This is a genomic window from Plantactinospora sp. ZYX-F-223, from assembly GCF_039649625.1.
In the GTDB taxonomy this organism is placed as follows: Bacteria; Actinomycetota; Actinomycetes; order Mycobacteriales; family Micromonosporaceae; genus Plantactinospora.
In genome coordinates, this window is the sequence record NZ_JBDJAV010000003.1 from 43921 (window position 1) to 63914 (window position 19994).

At 70.5% G+C, this 19994-nt stretch carries 15 protein-coding genes; 3 read left to right on the top strand and 12 right to left on the bottom strand.

Annotation, left to right across the window (positions count from 1 at the left end):
- Nucleotides 1-11: 11 nt before the first annotated feature.
- Both oxc and AAH979_RS03970 read left to right on the top strand, forming a co-directional pair.
- Nucleotides 12-1745, top strand: coding sequence for an oxalyl-CoA decarboxylase (gene oxc / locus AAH979_RS03965; RefSeq protein ID WP_346256620.1), 1734 nt, complete (start codon nucleotides 12-14; stop codon nucleotides 1743-1745).
- A 397-nt stretch (nucleotides 1746-2142) separates the two neighbouring features.
- Nucleotides 2143-3504, top strand: coding sequence for an NAD-dependent succinate-semialdehyde dehydrogenase (locus AAH979_RS03970; RefSeq protein WP_346256621.1), 1362 nt, complete (start codon nucleotides 2143-2145; stop codon nucleotides 3502-3504).
- A 142-nt stretch (nucleotides 3505-3646) separates the two neighbouring features.
- Here AAH979_RS03970 and AAH979_RS03975 read toward each other — a convergent pair whose 3' ends face one another.
- The 10 genes from AAH979_RS03975 to AAH979_RS04020 all read right to left on the bottom strand — a co-directional run bounded on the left by AAH979_RS03975 (nucleotide 3647) and on the right by AAH979_RS04020 (nucleotide 15741).
- Complete coding sequence (locus tag AAH979_RS03975; RefSeq protein WP_346256622.1) at nucleotides 3647-4066, bottom strand: hypothetical protein; 420 nt, start codon at nucleotides 4064-4066, stop codon at nucleotides 3647-3649.
- A gap of 262 nt (nucleotides 4067-4328) precedes the next feature.
- On the bottom strand, nucleotides 4329-5090 hold the full coding sequence (locus AAH979_RS03980; protein WP_346256623.1) for a GntR family transcriptional regulator: 762 nt from the start codon (nucleotides 5088-5090) through the stop codon (nucleotides 4329-4331).
- Nucleotides 5091-5413: 323 nt separating this feature from the next.
- The gene (gene gcl, locus AAH979_RS03985) at nucleotides 5414-7138 is read right to left on the bottom strand and encodes a glyoxylate carboligase (RefSeq protein WP_346256624.1); all 1725 of its coding nucleotides are present in this window, start codon (nucleotides 7136-7138) and stop codon (nucleotides 5414-5416) included.
- Nucleotides 7139-7142: 4 nt separating this feature from the next.
- Complete coding sequence (locus AAH979_RS03990; RefSeq protein WP_346256625.1) at nucleotides 7143-8684, bottom strand: aldehyde dehydrogenase family protein; 1542 nt, start codon at nucleotides 8682-8684, stop codon at nucleotides 7143-7145.
- A 217-nt stretch (nucleotides 8685-8901) separates the two neighbouring features.
- Nucleotides 8902-9903, bottom strand: a complete 1002-nt coding sequence (locus AAH979_RS03995; protein WP_346256626.1) for a 2-dehydropantoate 2-reductase — start codon at nucleotides 9901-9903, stop codon at nucleotides 8902-8904.
- 345 nt (nucleotides 9904-10248) lie between these two features.
- A complete protein-coding gene (locus AAH979_RS04000; RefSeq protein ID WP_346256627.1) occupies nucleotides 10249-11478 on the bottom strand; it encodes a hypothetical protein in 1230 nt (409 codons plus the stop codon).
- Nucleotides 11475-12437: a carbohydrate ABC transporter permease gene (locus AAH979_RS04005; RefSeq protein WP_346256628.1), complete on the bottom strand. Its 963-nt coding sequence runs from the start codon at nucleotides 12435-12437 to the stop codon at nucleotides 11475-11477. Before AAH979_RS04005 ends, AAH979_RS04000 begins: the two co-directional genes overlap by 4 nt.
- 23 nt (nucleotides 12438-12460) lie before the next feature.
- Entirely contained in the window at nucleotides 12461-13354 is an 894-nt protein-coding gene (locus tag AAH979_RS04010) for a sugar ABC transporter permease (RefSeq protein ID WP_346256629.1), read from the bottom strand.
- The gene (locus AAH979_RS04015) at nucleotides 13351-14670 is read right to left on the bottom strand and encodes an ABC transporter substrate-binding protein (RefSeq protein WP_346256630.1); all 1320 of its coding nucleotides are present in this window, start codon (nucleotides 14668-14670) and stop codon (nucleotides 13351-13353) included. The genes AAH979_RS04010 and AAH979_RS04015 overlap by 4 nt, the downstream gene beginning before the upstream one ends.
- A gap of 168 nt (nucleotides 14671-14838) precedes the next feature.
- Complete coding sequence (locus AAH979_RS04020) at nucleotides 14839-15741, bottom strand: AraC family transcriptional regulator (protein ID WP_346256631.1); 903 nt, start codon at nucleotides 15739-15741, stop codon at nucleotides 14839-14841.
- An 89-nt stretch (nucleotides 15742-15830) separates the two neighbouring features.
- Here AAH979_RS04020 and AAH979_RS04025 point away from each other — a divergent pair, with 89 nt between their 5' ends.
- Nucleotides 15831-16868 (top strand): LacI family DNA-binding transcriptional regulator, encoded by a 1038-nt coding sequence (locus AAH979_RS04025; protein ID WP_346256632.1) that lies wholly within the window; start codon nucleotides 15831-15833, stop codon nucleotides 16866-16868.
- 3 nt (nucleotides 16869-16871) lie between these two features.
- On the opposite strand, the gene AAH979_RS04030 is transcribed toward AAH979_RS04025, so the two are convergent.
- Nucleotides 16872-17819: a zinc-binding dehydrogenase gene (locus tag AAH979_RS04030; protein ID WP_346256633.1), complete on the bottom strand. Its 948-nt coding sequence runs from the start codon at nucleotides 17817-17819 to the stop codon at nucleotides 16872-16874.
- Nucleotides 17820-17835: 16 nt separating this feature from the next.
- Nucleotides 17836-19953 (bottom strand): hypothetical protein, encoded by a 2118-nt coding sequence (locus tag AAH979_RS04035; RefSeq protein ID WP_346256634.1) that lies wholly within the window; start codon nucleotides 19951-19953, stop codon nucleotides 17836-17838.
- Nucleotides 19954-19994: the final 41 nt, after the last annotated feature.

Below are 19994 nucleotides of genomic sequence, written 5' to 3' on the forward strand. Positions count from 1 at the left end.
GGACTCTGATCATGACCATCGCTTCCCTCCGGGAGTCAGACGCTGGCGACCTCGTAGGTGCGCAGAAACTCACCGACGGGATCCATCTGGTCGTCGATGCGCTCAAGCTGAACGAGGTCGACGCCATCTACGGCGTCGTCGGCATCCCGATCACCGACCTGGCCCGCCTGGCGCAGGCGTCCGGCATCCGCTTCATCGGCTTCCGGCACGAGAGCGCCGCCGGGCACGCGGCGGCGGCGGCCGGGTTCCTGACGAAGAAGCCGGGAATCTGCCTCACGGTCTCCGCTCCGGGATTCCTCAACGGGCTGGTAGCCCTGGCCAACGCCACCGTGAACTGCTTCCCGATGGTGCAGATCTCCGGGTCCAGCGAGCGGCACCTCGTCGATCTGCAGCGGGGCGACTACGAGGAGATGGACCAGTTGGCGGCGGCTCGACAGTTTGCCAAAGCGGCATACCGCGTACACCGGGCGGAAGATATCGGCCGCGGCGTGGCCCGCGCGATCCGCACTGCCGTGTCCGGACGGCCGGGAGGGGTCTACCTCGACATCCCGGCTGCGGTCCTCGGCGAGGTCATCGACGCGGATCTGGGCGCGGCGTCACTGTGGCGGGTCGTCGACCCGGCACCGCGTCAGGTACCCGAACCCGCGGCCCTGGACCGCGCGATCGAACTGCTCGCCAGCGCCCAGCGGCCGCTCGTCGTGCTCGGCAAGGGCGCCGCGTACGCGCAGGCGGACGATCAGATCCGCCAGTTCGTCGAGCTCACCGGTGTGCCCTACCTGCCCATGTCGATGGCGAAGGGCCTGCTGCCCGACGACCACCCGCAGTCGGTGGCCAGCACCCGGTCACTGGCCCTACGCCGGGCCGACGTCGTGATGCTCGTCGGTGCGCGCCTGAACTGGCTGCTCGGACACGGCGACGCACCGCAGTGGAACTCCGACGCCAAGTTCATCCAGGTGGACATCGCCAGCACCGAGTTGGACAGCAACCAACCCATCGCGGCGCCGCTCGTCGGTGACGTCGGCTCGGTGATGCAGGCCCTGATCGACCGGACCACACCCGGCCAGATCGCGGTCCCGACCCAGTGGCGGGACGAGCTCTCGGCCCGCTCCGCGGAGAACGTCGGCAAGATGGCCAAGCGCCTCAAGGCCGCCGAAACCGCACACCCGATGAAGTTCCTGGGCGCGTTGCAGGCCATCCGCGACGTCCTGCGGGAGAACCCGCAGACCTATGTCGTCAACGAGGGCGCGAACGCGCTGGACCTGGCGCGCAACACGATCGGTATGCGGGTGCCGCGACACCGCTTGGACAGCGGCACCTGGGGCGTGATGGGCATCGGCATGGGGTACGCGATCGCCGCCGCGGTCGAGAGCGGAGACCCGGTCGTCGCCATCGAGGGCGACAGTGCGTTCGGGTTCAGCGGCATGGAGCTGGAGACGATCTGCCGCTACGGCCTGCCCGTCGTCACGGTCGTGCTGAACAACAGCGGCGTCTACCGCGGTGACGATGCGTCACCGTCCGGGGACCCGGCACCGACCGCCCTCAGGGCCCGGCATGACCTCATGATCGCCGCATTCGGGGGCAAGGGCTATCGGGCGACGACGCCGGCGGAGGTCACCGCCGCGCTGCGCGAGGCCCTGGCACAACGCCAGCCGGCGCTCATCGACTGCGTCATCGACCCCACCGACGGAACCGAGAGCGGCAACATCGCTCACCTCAACCCCAAGGGCATCACGGTGCAGCGGTGAGGACGACCGGCTTCCCCCGGATCCCAAGGCGCGCAGCGATGGCCGCACCGCGGGGTACCGCCCGGGTCGGCGAGGAGGGCGTCGAACATCCCGCTCGGGTGCCTCGGCCGGCCCGCGCATCCTGAGCAACACCAGCCGCCGCTTTCGACAAACCCGCGGTGCGGGTGGGCGGCCCGTCGATGCGCGACCGCGTGCTCGCCGTGGTACGCGACACGTCCCCCGCATCGTGCTCGGGCCGCCCGGCGGATCCGCCCGGGGTGCCGACTGCCCGTGCGGATCCGCCGGGCGGCTGACGGGCCGCCGCCGGACTCGGCCTGATCGATCCGGACACGACTGCGCAGACCAATGACGGAGTGCCCGGCGCAGCGTTGGTTAGAGAACGGAGGCTTGGATCTCTATGTACACAGTTACCGACCCAGCGACAGGTGAACTGGTCGAGGAGATCGAGAACGCGACCGACGGAGAGGTCCGTGCGGCGATCGATCGCGTCCACCGCGGGTACGTGTCGTGGCGGCGTCGGCCGGTCGCCGAGCGGGCCGAGATCGTGTCACGCGCGGCGGACCTGTTCGCCGAGCGCGCCGACGAGCTGGCGGCGACGATGACGTTGGAGATGGGCAAGCGGATCAACGAGGGCCGCGGTGAGGTCGGCGTTGTCGTCGACATCTTCCGGTACTACGCGGACAACGGTCCTTCGCTGCTGGCCGACGAGCCGCTGGAGATCAGGGGCGGCAAGGCCGTCATCACCAAGAACCCTATCGGGCCGCTGCTCGGCATCATGCCGTGGAACTTCCCCTGCTACCAGATCGCCAGGTTCGCGGCGCCGAACCTGGTCCTCGGCAACACGATCCTGCTGAAGCATGCCTCGATCTGCCCTCGGTCGGCAGCCGCGATCGAGCGGATCCTGCACGACGCCGGGGTGCCTGACGACGCGTATGTGAACATCTTCGCGTCCAGCGCGCAGATTCCCCAGATGCTCGCGGACCCCCGCATCCAGGGAGTTTCCCTGACCGGCAGCGAGCGGGCGGGCATCTCGGTCGCCGCCGAGGCCGGGAAGAATCTGAAGAGGGTCGTCCTGGAGCTGGGCGGTTCCGACCCGCTGATCCTGCTGGACACCGACGACATGGACAAGACGGTGAAGGCCACCGCGACTGCCCGGATGCGCAACTGCGGCCAGTCGTGCAACTCGCCGAAGCGGATGATCGTGCTCGCCGACATCTACGAGGAGTTCGTCGACCGCCTGACCAAGCACGTGGCCGAGACCTTCGTGCCAGGCGACCCCGGCGATCCCGCGACGAAGTTGCCGCCGCTGGCGTCGGTCGCGGCGGCCGACGAGGTGGCCGGTCAGATCGAGAAGGCGGTCCGGCAGGGCGCGACGCTACGCACCGGTGGGCGTCGTATCGACCGGCCCGGCGCCTATCTCGAGGCCACCGTGCTCACGGACGTGACCCCCGAGATGGACGCCTACTACGAGGAGATCTTCGGCCCTGTCGTGCTGGTCTTTCGCGCGGAGACCGAGGAGGAAGCGGTCGCGATCGCGAACGACTCGCCGTTCGGGCTCGGCGCCAGCGTATGGGGCACGGATCCCCACCGGTTGCGCCGGGTTGCCGGGCAGATCGAGTCCGGCATGGTGTATCTGAACAGCGCTGGTGGGTCGCAGGCCGACCTGCCGTTCGGCGGGATCAAGCGCTCCGGGATGGGCAGGGAACTCGGCCCGGCCGGCATCGAGGAGTTCATGAACAAGAAATCCATCCGCCTGTGAGGGGACGTCGGTCGAGCTTGGACACCCGCGGGGGCCGTATTCGAGGGGGACTTTCCCTCGTGGTGCGCCCGTGCGCCCCCCATGCCCCACCCGCCAAGGCATCCACGCCCATCGACTACACCGAGCCCTCGCTTCTCCTGGTTCACGATTCCCTCTCATGCTTCCGGAAGGTGAACCAGAGACCCAGGTGAAGGACGATTCCCAGGCCCCCTCCAATCAGGGCGAGCGCAACCAGCGGGCCGACCCACGTGGTTTCGACATATGCCGTGTCACCGACCACGCGTGCTCGGACGGTGCTGCCCTCATGGTTAACCACTCCCAGGCCGGTGACCTCCCCGGAACGCTGTCGACCATCAACTGCCCAGGAGCCGGTGCAGACCAGGTCAGAGTTTCCAGGAGCCGCGCCGTCGACGAGGCGGCACTCCTCCACCTTCGCCGTCGTCGGGATACCCGACGACTGGGCTCGCGCGTAAGGAATCGTGAATATCAGCCCCAGAACCAGCGATCCGCCCCAGACGCAGGTATAGGTGATCGCCTTGGTCCGCGCACGGGAGAAGGTCATGATCGCAGACCTTACCGCCCAAGGCGTAGCCGAGACCCTGATCGCGCAGCCGCCCGTTCCGGGGCCCATCCCCCCGGCCAGGCAGGTCCCAGAGGCCGTGCTGGGTCGGCTGAGCGGCACCGCCAAGGCCCAGCCGCAGCGCCACCGTACCGCAGCCGCGGTGCGCCGGTCGGAAGCGGTGCGCGCCCGTACCCGTGGAAACGCCGCACGTCCCGCCCTGCTTGACGGGACATGCGGCGCGGGATGTGCGCGGGGGAGCGGGTCAGCCCAGGGCTTCCCGCTCGGCGGCCTCCTTGCGGCGCTGGTGGTAGCTCTCCCGGGTCCGCTCGGTGTGCCGGCGCATCAGCTCACCGGCCCGCCGGCCGTTGCGGCTGGCGATCACCTCGATCAGCTCCGCGTGCTCGTCCCACGCCTCCCGACCCCGGGACCGGGCGATCGGGGCGTAATACCACCGCACCCGCCGGTCGACCATCGCGATCAGCTCGGCGAGGACCTTGTTGCCGGACATCTCGACGACGTACGCGTGCAGGGCCGCGTTCGCGTCGACCAGTTCCACCTGGTCGTCGTCGCGCAGCGCCTTCTCGCCGGCGTTCTGCAGCTCGCGCAGCCGTTCCACCTGCTCCGGGGTGGCCTGCCGGGCGGCCAGCCGGGCCGACTCGGACTCCAGCAGGGTACGGGTGGCGAGGAGTTGGTCCGCCTCCTCCTCGGTCGGCACGTGCACGAACGCGCCGAGCGCCGGGCGCAGATCGACCCAGCCCTCGCTCTGCAACCGTTGCAGCGCCTCCCGTACCGGCTGCCGGCTGACGCCGAGCTGGGCCGCGAGCTCGTTCTCGACCAGGTGCTCGCCGGGACGCAGCTCGCGGTTGATGATCATCTCCGCGATGACGTCGTAGACCGCCTGGCGTAGCGGCGCGGGGCGCTCCAGGGGCTGTCGCGCGGCCCGTGGCTCGCGGCGGGCCGCGGTGAGTCGTCGTCGACCACCATTGGCGCCGGCAGGCGAGGCCGAGCCTCCCCATTCGGTCATGGACTACCTCCGGCTGCGAAAGAAACCGATCGGGCGTTCCGTTGTTGGCTATAGCATACAGTCGTCTAGATGCAATCGTCGGTCGCCGTGCCGGCGACCGGAAAAGCATCGATCGGCGCGTGCGTGGCGCCGATCGCGGTCGCGTCGGCGGGGTGGGCGATCCGGCTGCCCACCCCGCCGCTGTTCCGGTGCACCGAACCCGTTGTCAACCTCTCCACGCGGTTCGCCGTGGCCGCAGGTGGAAGCCGGGGCGCGGGCGCCGCGCGCACAGGTGGAAAGAGTTCACCTTTCGCACTGTCCGTCGCGACCCACCTGGGGCCGGTTCAGCCCGAGACCGGGTCCCGGTACTCGATCTCCGGTACCGGCTCGAATTCGTTGACCTGCGCGATGGAGAGCCCGTGCGCGGTGTTCGCCTCCCGTTCGATCATCACCTCGACCAGGACCGGACGGCTGGTCCGCCGGGCCTCCTTGCTGGCCCAGGCGAGCGCGTCGGCGATCTCGTCGGGGCGCAGCACCCGGCGGCCGGCGCAGCCGTACGCCTCCATCACCTTCACATTGTCGGTGCCGTACTCGTCGTAGTGGATGTCCACCTCGTAGTTCATCTCGTAGCCGATCTCCGCCTGCCGGATCAGCCCGAGATACTCGTTGTTCAACATGATCAGTACGAACGGGATGTTGTACTGCGCGGCGACCGCGAGTTCCTCGACCAGGAACTGGAACGAGTAGTCGCCGACCACCCCGACCACCTCGGCGTCGGGTTTAGCGGATTTCACCCCGATCGCCGCCGGGATTTCCCAACCCAGCGGACCGGCCTGACCGCAGACCTGGTAGTGCCGGGGCTTGAAGACCTTCTGGAACTGTCCGGACCAGATCTGGTAGAGCCCGATCGCGGTGACGAAGTAGGTGTCCGGGCCGAAGAACTCGTTGATCTCCTTGAAGACCCGGGGCGCCTTCACCGGTACGGCGTCGAAGTCGTCCCGGCGGCGCAGCGTCTCGCGCAGCTTGCGGACCAGCGAGACCCATTCGCCGCGGTCCCGGTGCACACCCCGGCGCCGTACGGCGTCCAGCAGCACGGCGAGGAACGCCCCGGTGTCCGAGACGATCCCGAGGTCGGGGCCGAACACCTTGCCGAGCTGGGTCGGCTCGATGTCGACGTGGATGAACTTCCGGTCGCCCCGGTAGGTCTCCAGGTCGCCGGTGTGCCGGTCGCCGAACCGGGCGCCGAGCGCGAGCACCAGGTCGGACTCCAGGAAGGACGCGTTGCCGAAGCGCTGGGTGGTCTGGATGCCGGTCATCCCGGCGAAGAGGTCGTGGTCCTCCGGGATGGCGCCCTTGCCCATCAGGGTGACCTGGACCGGGATGTTCAGCGCCTCGGCGACCTCGCGGAGCAGGTCGGTGGCCTCGCCGATGATCACCCCGCCGCCGGCCAGGATCAGCGGCCGCTCGGCGGCGAGCAGCATGTCCAGGGCCCGCTCGACCCGGGGCAGGTGCGGCTCGACCCGGGGCACCGGCAGCGGGGCGTCGATCGAGGCGTCCCATTCGATCTCCTGCCGCTGCACGTCGATCGGCAGGTCGATCAGGACCGGCCCGGGCCGCCCGGAGCGGGCGATCCGGAACGCCTCCCGGAAGATCCAGGGCGCCTGGGCGGCCTCCTTGACCTGCACCGCCCACTTCGTCACCGGCTTGGCGATCTCGACGATGTCGACCGCCTGGAACGCCTCCTGGTGCAGTTTGGCGGTCGGCGCCTGGCCGGTGATGCAGACCATCGGGATGGAGTCCGCCTGCGCGGTGTAGAGGCCGGTGATCATGTTGGTACCGGCCGGGCCGGAGGTGCCGATCGCGACGCCGACCCGGCCGTTGGTCCGGGCCCAGCCGTCGGCCATGTGGGTGGCACCCTCCTCGTGCCGGACGATCAGGTGCCGGATGTCGCTGCGCCGCAGCGCCGCGTAGAGCGGCAGGATCGCGGCGCCGGGGCAGCCGAACGCGATGTCCACGCCCTCCGAGGCGAGCACCGAGACGACCGCCTCCATGCAGGGAATCTTGGCCATGGGTTCAGACCTCCGGGTAGTGGGCGTGGGTCGGGAAGTTGCCGTACCGGCGTTCGCCGGGCGGGCCCTCGGTCACCGCGTGCACCAGCAGCGCGCCGCCGACGAAGTCGCCCCGCCAGGAGGCGCCCCGGCCGCCGAAGACCTCCTGCCGGTCGCCCCGGGACCGGGGCCGGTTGATGCCGACCTTGAAGGCCCGCAACTCGCCGCCGAGCCGCTGCGCGGTCGCCTCGTCGTCGCAGGCCAGCGAGGCGACCAGCGCGCCGTTGCTGGCGTTCATCCCGGCCAGCAGCTCGGCCTCGGTGTCGACCAGCACGATGGTGTCGACCGGTCCGAACGGCTCGGCGTGGAACAGCGGGGAGGAGGGCGGCGGGGCCAGGATCGCCACCGGTGCCAGGTACGCCGACCGGTCCTGGTCGGGCAGGAACCGTCCGTCGTCGAGCGAGCCGCGGTAGAGCGGTACGCCGCCCTTGGCGATCGCCGCGTCGATCGCGTCGGTCAGCTCCTTGGCCTTGGTGTCCTTGATCAGCGGACCGAAGTCGAGGTCGGGAAAGCCGTCCTGTCCCGGCTCGACGGCGAGCGGATGCCCGAACCGGACGTCCCGGACCGCCGGCAGGTACGCGGCCAGGAACTGGTCGAACAGCGACCGCTGTACGACGTACCGGGGGTAGGCGGTGCAGCGCTGCTTGGCGTACTCGAAGGACTTGCGGACGTTGCCCGCGAGGGTGTCCCAGTCGCTGAACTCCCAGACACCCCAGCAGTTCAGCCCCTCCTGCTCCAGCACGTGCCGCTTGCTGGAGTTGAGCAGGCCGGTGGCGACCTGGCTGCCGGCGGAGCGGCCGCCGACGAAGAAGACGCAGGCGATCTCGGGGGAGTCCACCAGCACCGGGGAGAGTTCGGCACCGCCGCCGCTGACCAGGGTGATCGGCAGGTCGTGCCGGGCGGCGAGGGCGACGGCCAGGGTCAGGCAGCTCACCCCGCCGTCGGTCGGCGCCTTGGCCAGCACCGCGTTGCCGGCGAGCACCTGCACCAGCACCGAGTGCATGATGACGCTCATCGGGTAGTTCCAGCTTGAGATGTTGCTGATCGGGCCGGGCAGCGGGGAGCGGCCGGCGAGCATGGAGTCGATCTCCTCGACGTACCAGCGGACGCCCTCGATGCAGCGGTCGACGTCGGTGGTGGCCAACCGCCACGGCTTGCCGATCTCCCATACCAGCAGCAGCGCCAGTAGGTCGCGGTGTGCCGCGAGGGCGTCGAGTGTCGCGGTGACCCGGGCCTTGCGCTCGGCCAGCGGCACGGTCGACCAGCTCCGGTGGGTGTCGGCGGCGGCCCGGACCGCCTCGGTGGCGGTGGCCGCGGTCAGCCGGGGCGGGCCGGCGATCGAGCTGCCGTCGACCGGCGAGGTGGCCGGGACGGGGTCGCCGTCCGGACGCCACCGGCCGCCCCAGTAGTTGCGGACGCGGTCCTCGGCGAAGGCCTCCGGCGCGGTCTCACGGCAGCGGGCGAAGACGTCACCCCAGTCGGTACCTGGCTTGCGGATCAGGGTCACGGGAGCCTCCAGGGCGTCGGGTGTCCTGTTGATTGGCGAGATCGCCGGCCGGGACGGGGGTCGATAGGTCCGGTGCGTCCCGTCGATGGCTGACCGGCACCGGATCCCGGTGCCCGGAAGGACCAGCTAGGAAGTCTGCATACAGTATTCTGTCGGCAGACCGAGTGCAATACCTGCGCCGACGCCTCGCCGGTACGCCGGTGGTGGTGGCGACCGGTCAGGCCGCGGTCATGCTGGGGGTGGGCGCCGGCCGGGCCATGGTCTTGGCCAGCAGTTCGGTCGCGGCGTAGATGGTGCGCAGCGTGGGTGCCGGCGCACCGGTGATGTCGGCGATCTCCACGACGGCGGCGACGACGGCGTCGAGCTCCATCTCCTTGCCCGCCTCAAGATCCTGCAACATCGAGGTCTTGTGGTGGCCGACCCGCCGGGCCCCCTCGACCCGCTTGCTGATCGAGATCTCCGGCGTGCTGCCGACCCGGCTGGCGATGTCGAGCGTCTCCGCCATCATCTGCTCGACCACCCGGCGGGTGCCCGGGCTCTCGCAGATCTCCGCCATGGTGGCCCTGGTGAGGGCGCTGATCGGGTTCAGCGACACGTTACCCATCAACTTGATCCAGATATCATCCCGCAGCCGTGGCTCGACCGGACACTTCAGTCCGCCGGCCACCATCGCGTCGCTGAACCGCTGGCAGCGCTGCGAGATAGTGCCGTCCGGCTCCCCGATGGAGAACCGGGTCCCCTCCAGGTGCCGGATCACCCCGGGTGACTCGATCACCGTGGCCGGGTAGACCACGCAGCCGATCGCCCGCTCCGGGGCCATCACCGCCGAGGTCGCCCCGCCCGGGTCGACCGCCTCGATCCGCTGGCCCTCGTACGGCCCCGGGAGCTTGTGGAAATACCACCACGGGATGCCGTTCTGCCCGGCGATGAGGGCGGTCTCCGGGCCGAGCAGCGGTTCGAGCAGTGGCCCCGCCGAGGCGTAGGAATGCGCCTTGAGGCCGAGGAACACGTAGTCCACCGGCCCGACCTCCCGGGGGTCGTCGGTGGCGTGCGGGTGCGCGGCGAAGTCGCCCCGGGGACTGAGTACCCGCACTCCGTGTGCCCGCAGCGCGGCCAGGTGTGCGCCGCGGGCGATCAACTGGACATCCACCCCGGCCCGGCACAGGGACGCACCGACGTACGCGCCGATGGCGCCGGCTCCGAGCACTGCAACTCGCACGGGCTGCTCCCTTCTCGTACGACGTCCGCGCGGCGCCGAGGCGACGCAGCAGCGGCGTGCCTTCCCGTATGCGTTATGCTGACTACAGTATGCAATTTCACATGAGGCTGACAAGCCTCGACTGTTCCCGGAGTCGGTTCGGGGCACCCTTACCGACGGGGCTACCAGCGGATACGGATCTTCAGCACGACCGGCATCCGGGGTTCCGGGCATGCGGAACGAAGGCGACGGCCAGCGGTGTGACGGTCGCCGCCGCAGCGATGGGGGACTGCCACACCGGCACCGGTGCCGCCGCCCGGATGAGCCCCCCGATCGGAAGCCGGTGCCGCTCGCGGCTCCCCGGTGTCAGGTCGCCGTGGTCCGGGGGATCACCGGAGCGTCGTTGACGTCCGGGCCGAAGAACTTGAACACCACGAGGTCCTGCTCGCCGGTGTTCTGCACCGGGTGCGGTGCGGTCGCCACGTCGTGCGAGACGAGCAGTTCGTCGCGGTCGGCGTCGCCGCCTCGTACGTCGTGGCCGCAGTACCGTCCGGTGCCGGACCAGACGAGGATCGAGTACACCCCGCGCTCCGTGCAGTGGTGGGTCCGGCCGGGCGGCACCACGAGCTTCTTTCCGCTGAACTTCGGCGTGTTGTAGAAGATCCACCACTCCCGGCCGCCGTCCGTCGCACCGTCCGGGTCGACCGGGCGCGGCGGCAGGTGGTTGTTCTCGTAGAAGTACGGATCACCGTTGAGCTCCCACTCCACGAACCCGAGCGGGAACCGCTCGCCGTGCGCCTGCCGGTCCTGTGGCCGGACGTCCTTGAAGAGCAGCTCCTTGGAGATGATCCGGCCGGCGTTGAGCGCCTGGAACATGGCGAAGACGTCGGAGTCCTCCTGAAGCTCCACGGTCAGCGCGGTGCCGGGTGCGTGCAGCACCCCGGACGGCACGCCGAATCCGTCGTCGGGGACCTGGAGGTCGGCCCGGGCGTGCCGGAGGATCAGGTCGCTGTCCCAGTCGACCAGGTACGGCAGCAGCACCTCGTACGCCCGTTCCCGGACGATCCACGGATGCACCCCGAAGAACGTCTCCGGGTGCGGGCCGGGCTCCACCCCGGCGGGGAAGTAGTAGGCCTCGTCCTTCGACCGCCGCCCGACCAGCTCGGCGAAGCGCTGCGGCGGATGGATGTGGTACGGGATCCGCGCGCCGTAGTCGAGCAGCTTGGCGAGCCGGCCGAGCCCCTGCGGGTGGCTCGCCGCGTACGCCGCGCCCATGATGGCGGCCGGGTCGGCGCGTACCGCGTCGCGCAGCGTCAGCCGGGCCCGCCCGTCCCGGTCGACGACGTGGCCGAGCCCCTCGTCGGGCGGGCCGATCCGGTTGTCGGCCCGGGTGGTCGAGCCGAGCCAGCGCTCGCAGACGAAGCCCCGGTCACCGAGGTCGTAGGCGTCCTCGGCCAGGCCGAGCCGGCGGCCGGGCGGCACCAGGTCACGGGCGACGAAGGCGGGCGCGAGCCGGAGCACCCCGCCGCCGTCGTTCAGGAGTTCCTCGACCAGCGCCCGGGCCGCGCCGGTCGGGCGGCCGTCGTTTTCGGTCATCCCTTTAGTCCGCTCATCGATATGCCCTGGATGAACCGGCGTTGGAACACCAGGAAGGTGACGATCATGGGAAGGGTGGCGACGACCGAGCCGGCCATCAGCAGGTTCCAGGATGTCCGATTCTTCACCACGAACAGGGCCAAACCCAGCGGAGCGGTGTACTTGTCCGAGCTGGAGATGACGATCAGGGGCCAGAGGAAGTCCTCCCAGGCATAGGTGAAGGTAAAGATCGCCGTGGCGGCGAGGGCGGGACCGCAGAGCGGCAGCACCACCCGCCAGAAGACCCGGAACTCGCCGGCACCGTCGATCCGGGCCGCGTCCAGCAACTCGTCGGGGATGGCGAGCATGTACTGGCGGAGCAGGAAGATGCCGAACGCGCTGACCGCGCCGGGCAGGATCAGCCCCCAGTACGAGTCGAGCCAGCCGTGCCCGCCCGCACCGAGCGCGTCGTTGCCGCCGAAGAACGGCACGTGCTTGAGCACCAGGTAGTTCGGGATCAGGGTCACCTGCGGCGGCACCATCATGGTGGCCAGGAAGAGCAGGAAAATCGCGTCCCGGCCGGGAAACTTCCGCTTCGCGAAGGTGTACGCGGCCAGCGAGTTGAAGAACAGTTGCAGCAGCGTCACCGAGGTGGCGACGAAGGCGCTGTTCAGGAACCAGCGCCAGGCGCCCTCGCTGCCCTGGGCCAGCTCGCCGGCCTTGCCGATCCCGAAGAAGCCCCGGTAGCCGTCGAGGGTCGGATCCTTCGGGATCCACTGCGGTGGCCAGGAGAAGATGTCGCCGACGTGCTGGAACGAGGCGCTGACCAGCCAGGCGAACGGCGCGACGAAGAGGATCGCGCCGGGCACCAGGATGAGATAGCAGACGGCCAGCCAGAGCCGGCGCCCCAGCACCGGCCGGCGGGCCGGTCCGGAGGTGCGGGTCGGTGCTACCGGGGGGTCCGGCACGGTGGCGGTCACGGCGGCTCCTTGGTTCGGGTCGCTCACAGGTCCGCCTTCCGGTACAGCCGGAGCTGGATCGCCGTGAAGACCAGCAGGAGTACGAACAGCCCGTACGCGAGCGTGCTGGCGTACCCCATCTCATAGAACTTGAAGGCGGCCTCGTAGATGTAATAGACCATCGTGGTGGTCCGGTTGACCGGGCCGCCGCCGGTCATGATGTAGATCTGGGTGAACACCTGGAACGAGCCGATGATCCCCATCACCATCAGGAAGAGGGTCGAGGGGGCCAGCATCGGCAGCGTCACGTAGCGGAACCGGGCCCACGGACCGGCGCCGTCGATCCGGGCCGACTCGTAGAGCTGGGTCGGGATGGCCTGCAACGCCGCCAGGTAGACCACCATCGAGAAGCCGACGCTGGCCCAGACGCTCATCAGCACCACGGCCGGCATCGCCAGGTTCTTGTCCGACAGCCAGACCAGCGGCTCGCTGATCAGGTGGGTCTTCAGCAGGTAGAAGTTGATCGGGCCGAAGTCACCGTTGTAGAGCCACTTCCAGACGATGGCCGCCACCACGAACGGGGTGATGTTGGGCAGGAAGTAGAGGGTACGCAGCAGGCCGCGACCCCGGATCGGCTGGTTGAGCAGCAGGGCGACGCCCAGCCCGACGGCCATGCCGAGCGGCACCGAGGCACCGGTGAAGTAGGCGGTGTTGATGATCGACCGGCGGAAGTCCTCGTCCTGCACCATGTCGCGGTAGTTCTGTAGCCCGACAAAGGGCTTCTCCGGCTCCAGGATGTTCCACTCCCGGAACGTCAGGTAGAACGCGAAGCCGAGCGCGAAGACGGTGAAGACCGAGAAGAGGATCAGTCCGGGGGCCAGGAAGGCGTACGCCGACCGCTCCCGCCAGGCCCGCCGGAGCTTGCCGCGTACGCTCATCGGATGATCTTTTCGGCCTCCGCCGCGGCCGCGTCCAGTGCCTGGGCGGCCGTCTGCTCGCCGTAGATCGCCTTGGCGAGCTGCTCGTTGAGGGCTTCCTCGATCTTCGGCCAGTCGGGGTTGGCGAACACGTTGCTGACCCCGCACTTCATGGCGGCGGCGAAGCCCTCCAGCACCGGCTTGGTCTTCACCAGGTCGGGGGAGTCCAGCAGGCTGGTGATCGGCGGGAGGGTGGTGCCGTCCTCGGACTTGTAGGTCCACTGGGCGACGTTCTCCGGCTTGGAGAGGAATTCGACGAACTTCCAGGCGGCGTCGGTCTGCTCGCTCTGGCTGAAGATGACCAGCGCGTCACCGGCGATCGTGGTGCCGCAGCCGGCCGAGCCCTGCGGCAGCGGCGCCGTGGCCCACTTGCCGTCGATCGCCGGGAACTCGTCGGCGAGGGTGCCGGCGAACCACGAGCCCGCGACGTACATCCCGACCTGGCCGTTGGCGAACGCCTGGCGGCCGTCGTACGAGTTGGAGTTGAGGTAGTCCTTGGGCGCGTACTTCGCCAGGTTGACGTAGTACTCGGCGGCCCGCTTCCCCTCGGCCTTGTTGAACAGCACCTCCTTGCCGTCGTCGGAGAGCAGCTTGCCGCCGTTCTGCCACAGCCAGGGGTACCAGTAGTACGCCGCCTCCGGGGAGCTGGCGAACATCGCGTGGCCGTAGGTCCGCTTCGCCGGGTCGGTGAGCGCCTTCGCCGCCGCCTCGTACTGCTCCCATGTGGTGGGCGGGCCGGTCAGGTTGGCGGCGGCGAACAGGTCGGTCCGGTAGAAGAGCGCGGTCGACTCGCCGTCGAAGGGCAGCCCGTACATGCTGCCCTCGTAGGTGGTGAAGGTCTTGAACGCCGGCACGTAGGCGTCGGCCTTCACGATCTCGCTGCGGCGCAGGTAGTTGTCGAGGTTGACCAGGGCCTTGCGCGAGGCGAAGTTGGCCGTGGTGCTGGCGTCGATGAAGGCCACGTCCGGCGGGTTGCCCCCGGCGACCTGCGCGGTCAGCTTCTCGTTCGCCTCCTCGGCGGGTACGTTCTGTAGTTCGATCTTGATGTTGGGATGCTCGGTCTGGAACTGCTGGACCAGCTTCTTCATCTCCGGCTGCTCGCCGACCCAGGAGGCGAACGAGATGGTGACCGGCGCGGTCGGCTCGGGGACGGGTCCCTCACCGGCACCGTGCTCGGTGGAGGACGAGCCGCCGGTGGAACAGCCGACCAGGGCCGAGGCGGCGGTGGTGGCCGCCGCGACCACCGCGAGGAATCTGCGGGGCGAGCGATGCTTCATCGGATCAGCTCCCTATGTCGTTGCCGCCAATGTCGTGGGGTCACGGCTGTACCTAGGTGCAAAACGTTTGGCATGCTGCGGCTAGGGTCATCCGCCCGGCCAGCGATGTCAAGAGATCTTGGGTAACAAACGCAACAGCCTGGTAATCAGCGGTTCACCTGGCCGCGGTCAGCCCGGCCCGGACGCCGCCGGCTCCTCAGGGGACGGATCCGGGGTACGACCGGCGGACGGCGCCGCGCCGAACCGCCGCCGGTACGCGCGCCCGAAGTGCGAGGGGCTGTTGAAGCCCGCCGCGTGGCAGATCTCGGTCACCCCGAGGCTCGTCGAGGCGAGCAGCGACCGGGCGAAGCGCAGCCGCCGGGCCTGGAGATAGCTCTGGAACGACGTGCCGACCACCTGGCCGAACCGCTCGCTGAAGTAGTTCGGGGACAGGTGCACGTACGCCGCCACCTCGGCCAGGGTCAGCGGCTCGCGAAACCGCCGCTCGATGTACTGCACCGCCCGCCGGATGTCGCCGCCGGCCGGATCCGCGCCGCCCCGTGGCCCGGCCGGCGCCTCCGTCCCCGCCGGGACCGGGTCCGCGCAGCGCCGGGCGAGTTCGATCAGGATGCAGCCGAGCACGGCATCGGCCAGCGCCGCCGCGCCGGGGCGCCGGCCGGACGACTCCCGCCAGAGCCGGTCGAAGTCGGGGCCGAAGGACGGGTCGTCGGTGAGCCAGGGCGGGCCGGCGACGCCGGGCGGGGCCGGCACGGCACGATCCAGCCACCGCTCCGCGACATCCGGCTCGACGACGACGTTGTAGCAGGTCAGCGGCGTCTCCGAGGTGACGTGTAGCTCGTGGAAGTCGGTCGGGGTGAGCAGGAAGACGCCGCCCGGCCGGAGTGGCCGGGGCAGCCCGTTGACAACGTGCCGGGCGGTGCCGTCCAGGACGTAGCCGAGCTCGTAGTAGTCGTGCCAGTGCGCCGGTACGTCCCGCAACTCGGGGCGCATCACCCGCACCCCGGAACCGCCCGCCACCAGCCCGTCGGCGACCAGCCCGTCGATCATGTACCGGTCGAGGAGTCGGGTCATCGGGTTCCTCCGTCCGGCCGCGCAGGAAAACGTTTTGCTACCGTACGGACCGACACCGCAGCGGTCAACGACGCGAGAGGGCGAGGTCGATGTCCGAGACACGCCCGCCGGCACCCGGGCCCGACGAGACCCGGGTGACCCTGGTGCAGGTGGCGAAGCTGGCCGGGGTGAGCCCGACCACCGTCTCCCACGTGCTCTCCGGAAAGCGCTGGGTCGCCGAGGCCACCCAGGAGACCGTCCGCGCGGTCATCCGGCAGCTCGGCTACCGCCCCAACAACGTGGCGCGCAGCCTGCGTACCCGGCGGTCCCGGATGGTCGCGGTGGTCGTACCGGACATCACCAACCCGTTCTACGCGGTGCTCACCCGGGGGCTCGCCGACGCGGTCGACGGGGCCGGCTACGGCAGCTACGTCTGCAACACCGACGGCGTACCGGAACGGGAGGACGCCTTCCTGGCCGACGTGCTCGACCGGGGGGTGGACGGGGTGGTGATGGCGGCCGGCGACGTCACCGCCGAGCTGCGGACCGGTCCGGCCGGCCTCGGCATCCCCGCCGTCTGCGTCGGCGGCGCCCTCGACGACGACCCGCACGTCGACCTGGTCACCCCGGACGACGGGGTCGGTTCGCACGCCGCCGTCAGCCACCTGATCCGGCGGGGCGCCCGCCGGATCGGCATGATCGAGGGGCCGGAGGCGACCGGCTCGGCGCGCGACGAGGGATACCGGCGGGCCCTGCGCGAGCACGGGCTCGCGGTCGAGCCGGAGCTGATGGTGCGGGGCGACTGGACCCGGCCGGGTGGCCGGGCCGCGATGCACCGGCTGCTGGCGCTGCCGCCCGAGCGCCGTCCGGACGCGGTGTTCTGCGCCAACGACCTGACCGCGATCGGCGCCATCGATGCCGCACACGAGCGGGACCTGGCGGTGCCGGACGACGTCGCCGTCGTCGGGTTCGACGACGTGGACGCGGCCACCATCGTCAACCCGCCGCTCACCACGGTGCGCAACCCGGCGTACCAGACCGGGCAGAGCGCCGGGGAACTGCTGCTCAGCCGGATGACCGGCGAGTACACCGGGGAGGGCCGCACCATCGTGCTGCCCTGCCCGCTGGTGGTCCGGCGCTCCGCCTGACGGTCAGTCGAAGGTCACCGTCGCCTTCGCGAAGCCCGGCGGCTTGTCCCGGGCGGCCCGGAAGGCGGCGTCCACCTCCGCCAGCGGAAACCGGTGCGTGACCAGGGTGCGCAGCGACACTGCCCCGGAGACCAGCAGCCGCATGCCGACGGTCATGCCGCGCATGATGGTGCCGACGTCCCGGTAGTGCGCGTTGACGATGCCGAAGGCCATCCAGTTCCAGTGCGCCAGGTTGATCTGGCGCGGCCGGCCCTGGTGGAAGCCGACCAGCACGATCCGGCCGCTCATCCGGGTCACCTCGCCGACCGCGTCCAGCGCCGCCTGCCCGCCGGTGCACTCGAACGTCAGGTCGGCGCCCCGCCCGCCGGTCAGTTCGCCGACCACCTCGGCCAGGGACTCGTGCCGGACGTCCACCACCCGGGTCGCGCCGAGCGCCCGGGCCCGGTCCAGCGCGTCCGGCCGGGTGTCGGCTACCACGAGCTGCCGGACCCCGCGCAGCCGGACCAGCGACTGCACCAGGTTGCCCATGAAGCCGGCACCGATCAGCACGACGTCGTCGCCGAGCCGCACGTCGGCCTCCTCCACCGCGTTGACCGCGCAGGCCAGCGGCTCGGCCAGCACCTCGTCCAGCGGTACGTCGCCGGCCGGTCGGCAGTGCGCGGCCTTGGCGGCCACGTACTCGGCGAAGCCGTGCGAGGTGACCCAGACCCCGACCGGGTCACCGACGGCGAACGAGTCGACCTCGGCGCCGACCGCGGCGACGGTGCCGCTCACCTCGTGGCCGAGGTGCCGGGGGTACTCGACCGCCGGGTCGCCGCCCCAGGCGGCGAGTTCCGACGCGCAGACCCCGCTGGCCGCGACCCGCACCAGCAGCTCGTCCGGGCCGATCTCCGGCGGCGGCACCTCGGCGATCTCGAACCGCTCCGGACCGGTCAGCACCGCTATCCGCATCCCCGCACCCCTCTCCTCAACCTGCTGCCCGGCCGGCCGTGAAGACCACGACGGCGTACGGGCCGAGCGCGTCGAGCCGCACCGCATGGAAGCCGCCGTCGACCCGTACGTCCAGCGCGGTGACCGTGCCGTCGCAGCCGTACGCGGTGGCCGCCGGCAGCCGTTCCGGCAGCCGTACCCGCAGGTCGAGGTCGATGACCGGGCGTACCCGGTCGTCGTCGGCCCGGTAGTCGTAGTTCACCAGGTGCACGGCGGCCGACCCGTCCGCCAGCCCGGCGATGTTCGCCGCGACCGTGGCCGTGCCGCCCGGCGCGCGAAGTTCGACCTGCCGGCCGTGCGGCAGCAGCGTCGCCAGGTCCGCCGGCCCGGACCCGGTCAGCCCCGGGTGGCCGAGCAGCGCCGACCGGTCGGCGTCGCCGAGGTTCTCGCCGAGCCCGCCGATCCGGACCAGCCGGCCGCCGCCGTCCAGATAGCCGCGCAGCGCCGCCACCTGGGCCGGGGTCAGGTGGGTGCAGGCCGGTAGCAGCACCGTGGGGTAGCGCCGCAGGTCGTCGGCGGTGATCCGGTCCGGCGCCGTGCGGTCGTCGGGGAAGAGCAGCACGTCGAAGGGTACGGCGGCGCCGGCCAGCGCCGAGGTCACCTCCCGGTACGGCACCCGTACGCTCTCGTCCCGGGCGTTGCGCAGGTTGTCGCCGATGTCCGCCCGGGCGACCAGGTCCCGGTTGCTCTCCACGCTGTAGACCACCGCCACCTCGTTGCGGCTGCGCCGGGCGAAGAGCCGCTCGTGGTCGGCGAGGAACCCCTGGATCTCGGCCGCCACCTCGTGCGGGGCGTAGAAGGAGTCCTCGATGGTGGCACCCATCCAGGAGCCGTACGGTACCGCCATGTTCACCCCGAACGCCGCCGCCTCGTAGCAGGACAGCCGCAGCAGGTCGTGCCCCCGGCCGTTCTTGAGCAGCTCGACCAGCTCGGGCACCACCCCGCCGTACGGGTTCTCCACCACGATGACGTCCTTGTCCCCGGCGAAGCCGGCGACGTAGCGGTACCACTCCGGCTGCCGGTGGGTGGTGTTGCGCATCTCGGTGACGATCACGTCGACGTCGTCGGCGAGTCCGAGGTACTGCGGGTCCATGTTGAAGAAGTTGCCGGAGACCAGCACCTCCCGCCCCTTGCTCGCCGCGTACTGCCGGGCGTGCGCGGCCAGCTCGGCGAAGTGCCGGCGGATCGCGTCGCACTGGTACCGGTAGTACGCCCCGAACAGCGGTGTCGCGTCGTGCCGGTCGGTGAAGTCGTAGCCGCGCTCCAGCAGCCAGTCGCCGTAGTGGAAGGTCGCCAGGTCGACCCCGTCGAGCAGCGGGTCGCGTTCCTCCGGCGGCAGCCCGGAGAGGTACGCCCGGAAGCCCTTCATGCAGTCCTTGCAGAAGCAGCCGCCGTACTGGAGCGAGCCGAGCGGCAGCTCCGTCTCGTCGAGCTGTACGCCGTCCACGCCCGCGTCGATCTGGATCCGGATGACCGCCTTGAGGTACTCCCGCCAGACCGGGTTGTTCCGGTCCATGTAGAAGCACTGGTGCTCGCGGTCCGGGCACTCGACCCAGCGGGCGTGCAGGGCGGTCTGCCGGATGTCCCGGGCGCAGCACTCCTCGATCAGGTCGGTGACCGGCTCGCCGTCGCTGTTGACCAGGCCGCCCGGGAAGTAGTGCTCGACCGGCTTCCAGAGCAACGGGTAGCGGTTCTGGCCGAACTCCCGCAGCCCGAGCCAGTCCCGGTGCCCGACCCCGCGCAGCTCGTTGAGGGCGAGCACCTCGTCCTCCTCGGCGGAGAGTTCGACCGGGAACTCCCAGCCCTGCGCCTCGAAGACGATCCCGAAGACCTTGATGCCCCGGGCCTGGGCGGCGGCGATGAACTCGCTGTCGTTGACGAAGCCGTAGAACCGGGCCCGGGCGTCGACCGGGCCGAACGCCTCCTGTTCCAGGTAGGGCAGCGAGATCGAGCCGCCGCCGAGGGAGGCCCAGACCAGGGTGGTGGCCCGGTAGTCGACCAGGTCGTCGATCATGCGGAGCCGCCGGGGCGGCAGGCTCGGGTGGTAGCAGTGCTGTCGGGGGAACCAGGCGTCGAAGTACACGCCACGTTGCATGCCTCGGGCTCCTTGCGCGGTGGGGGCGGTGGGGTGGGTGG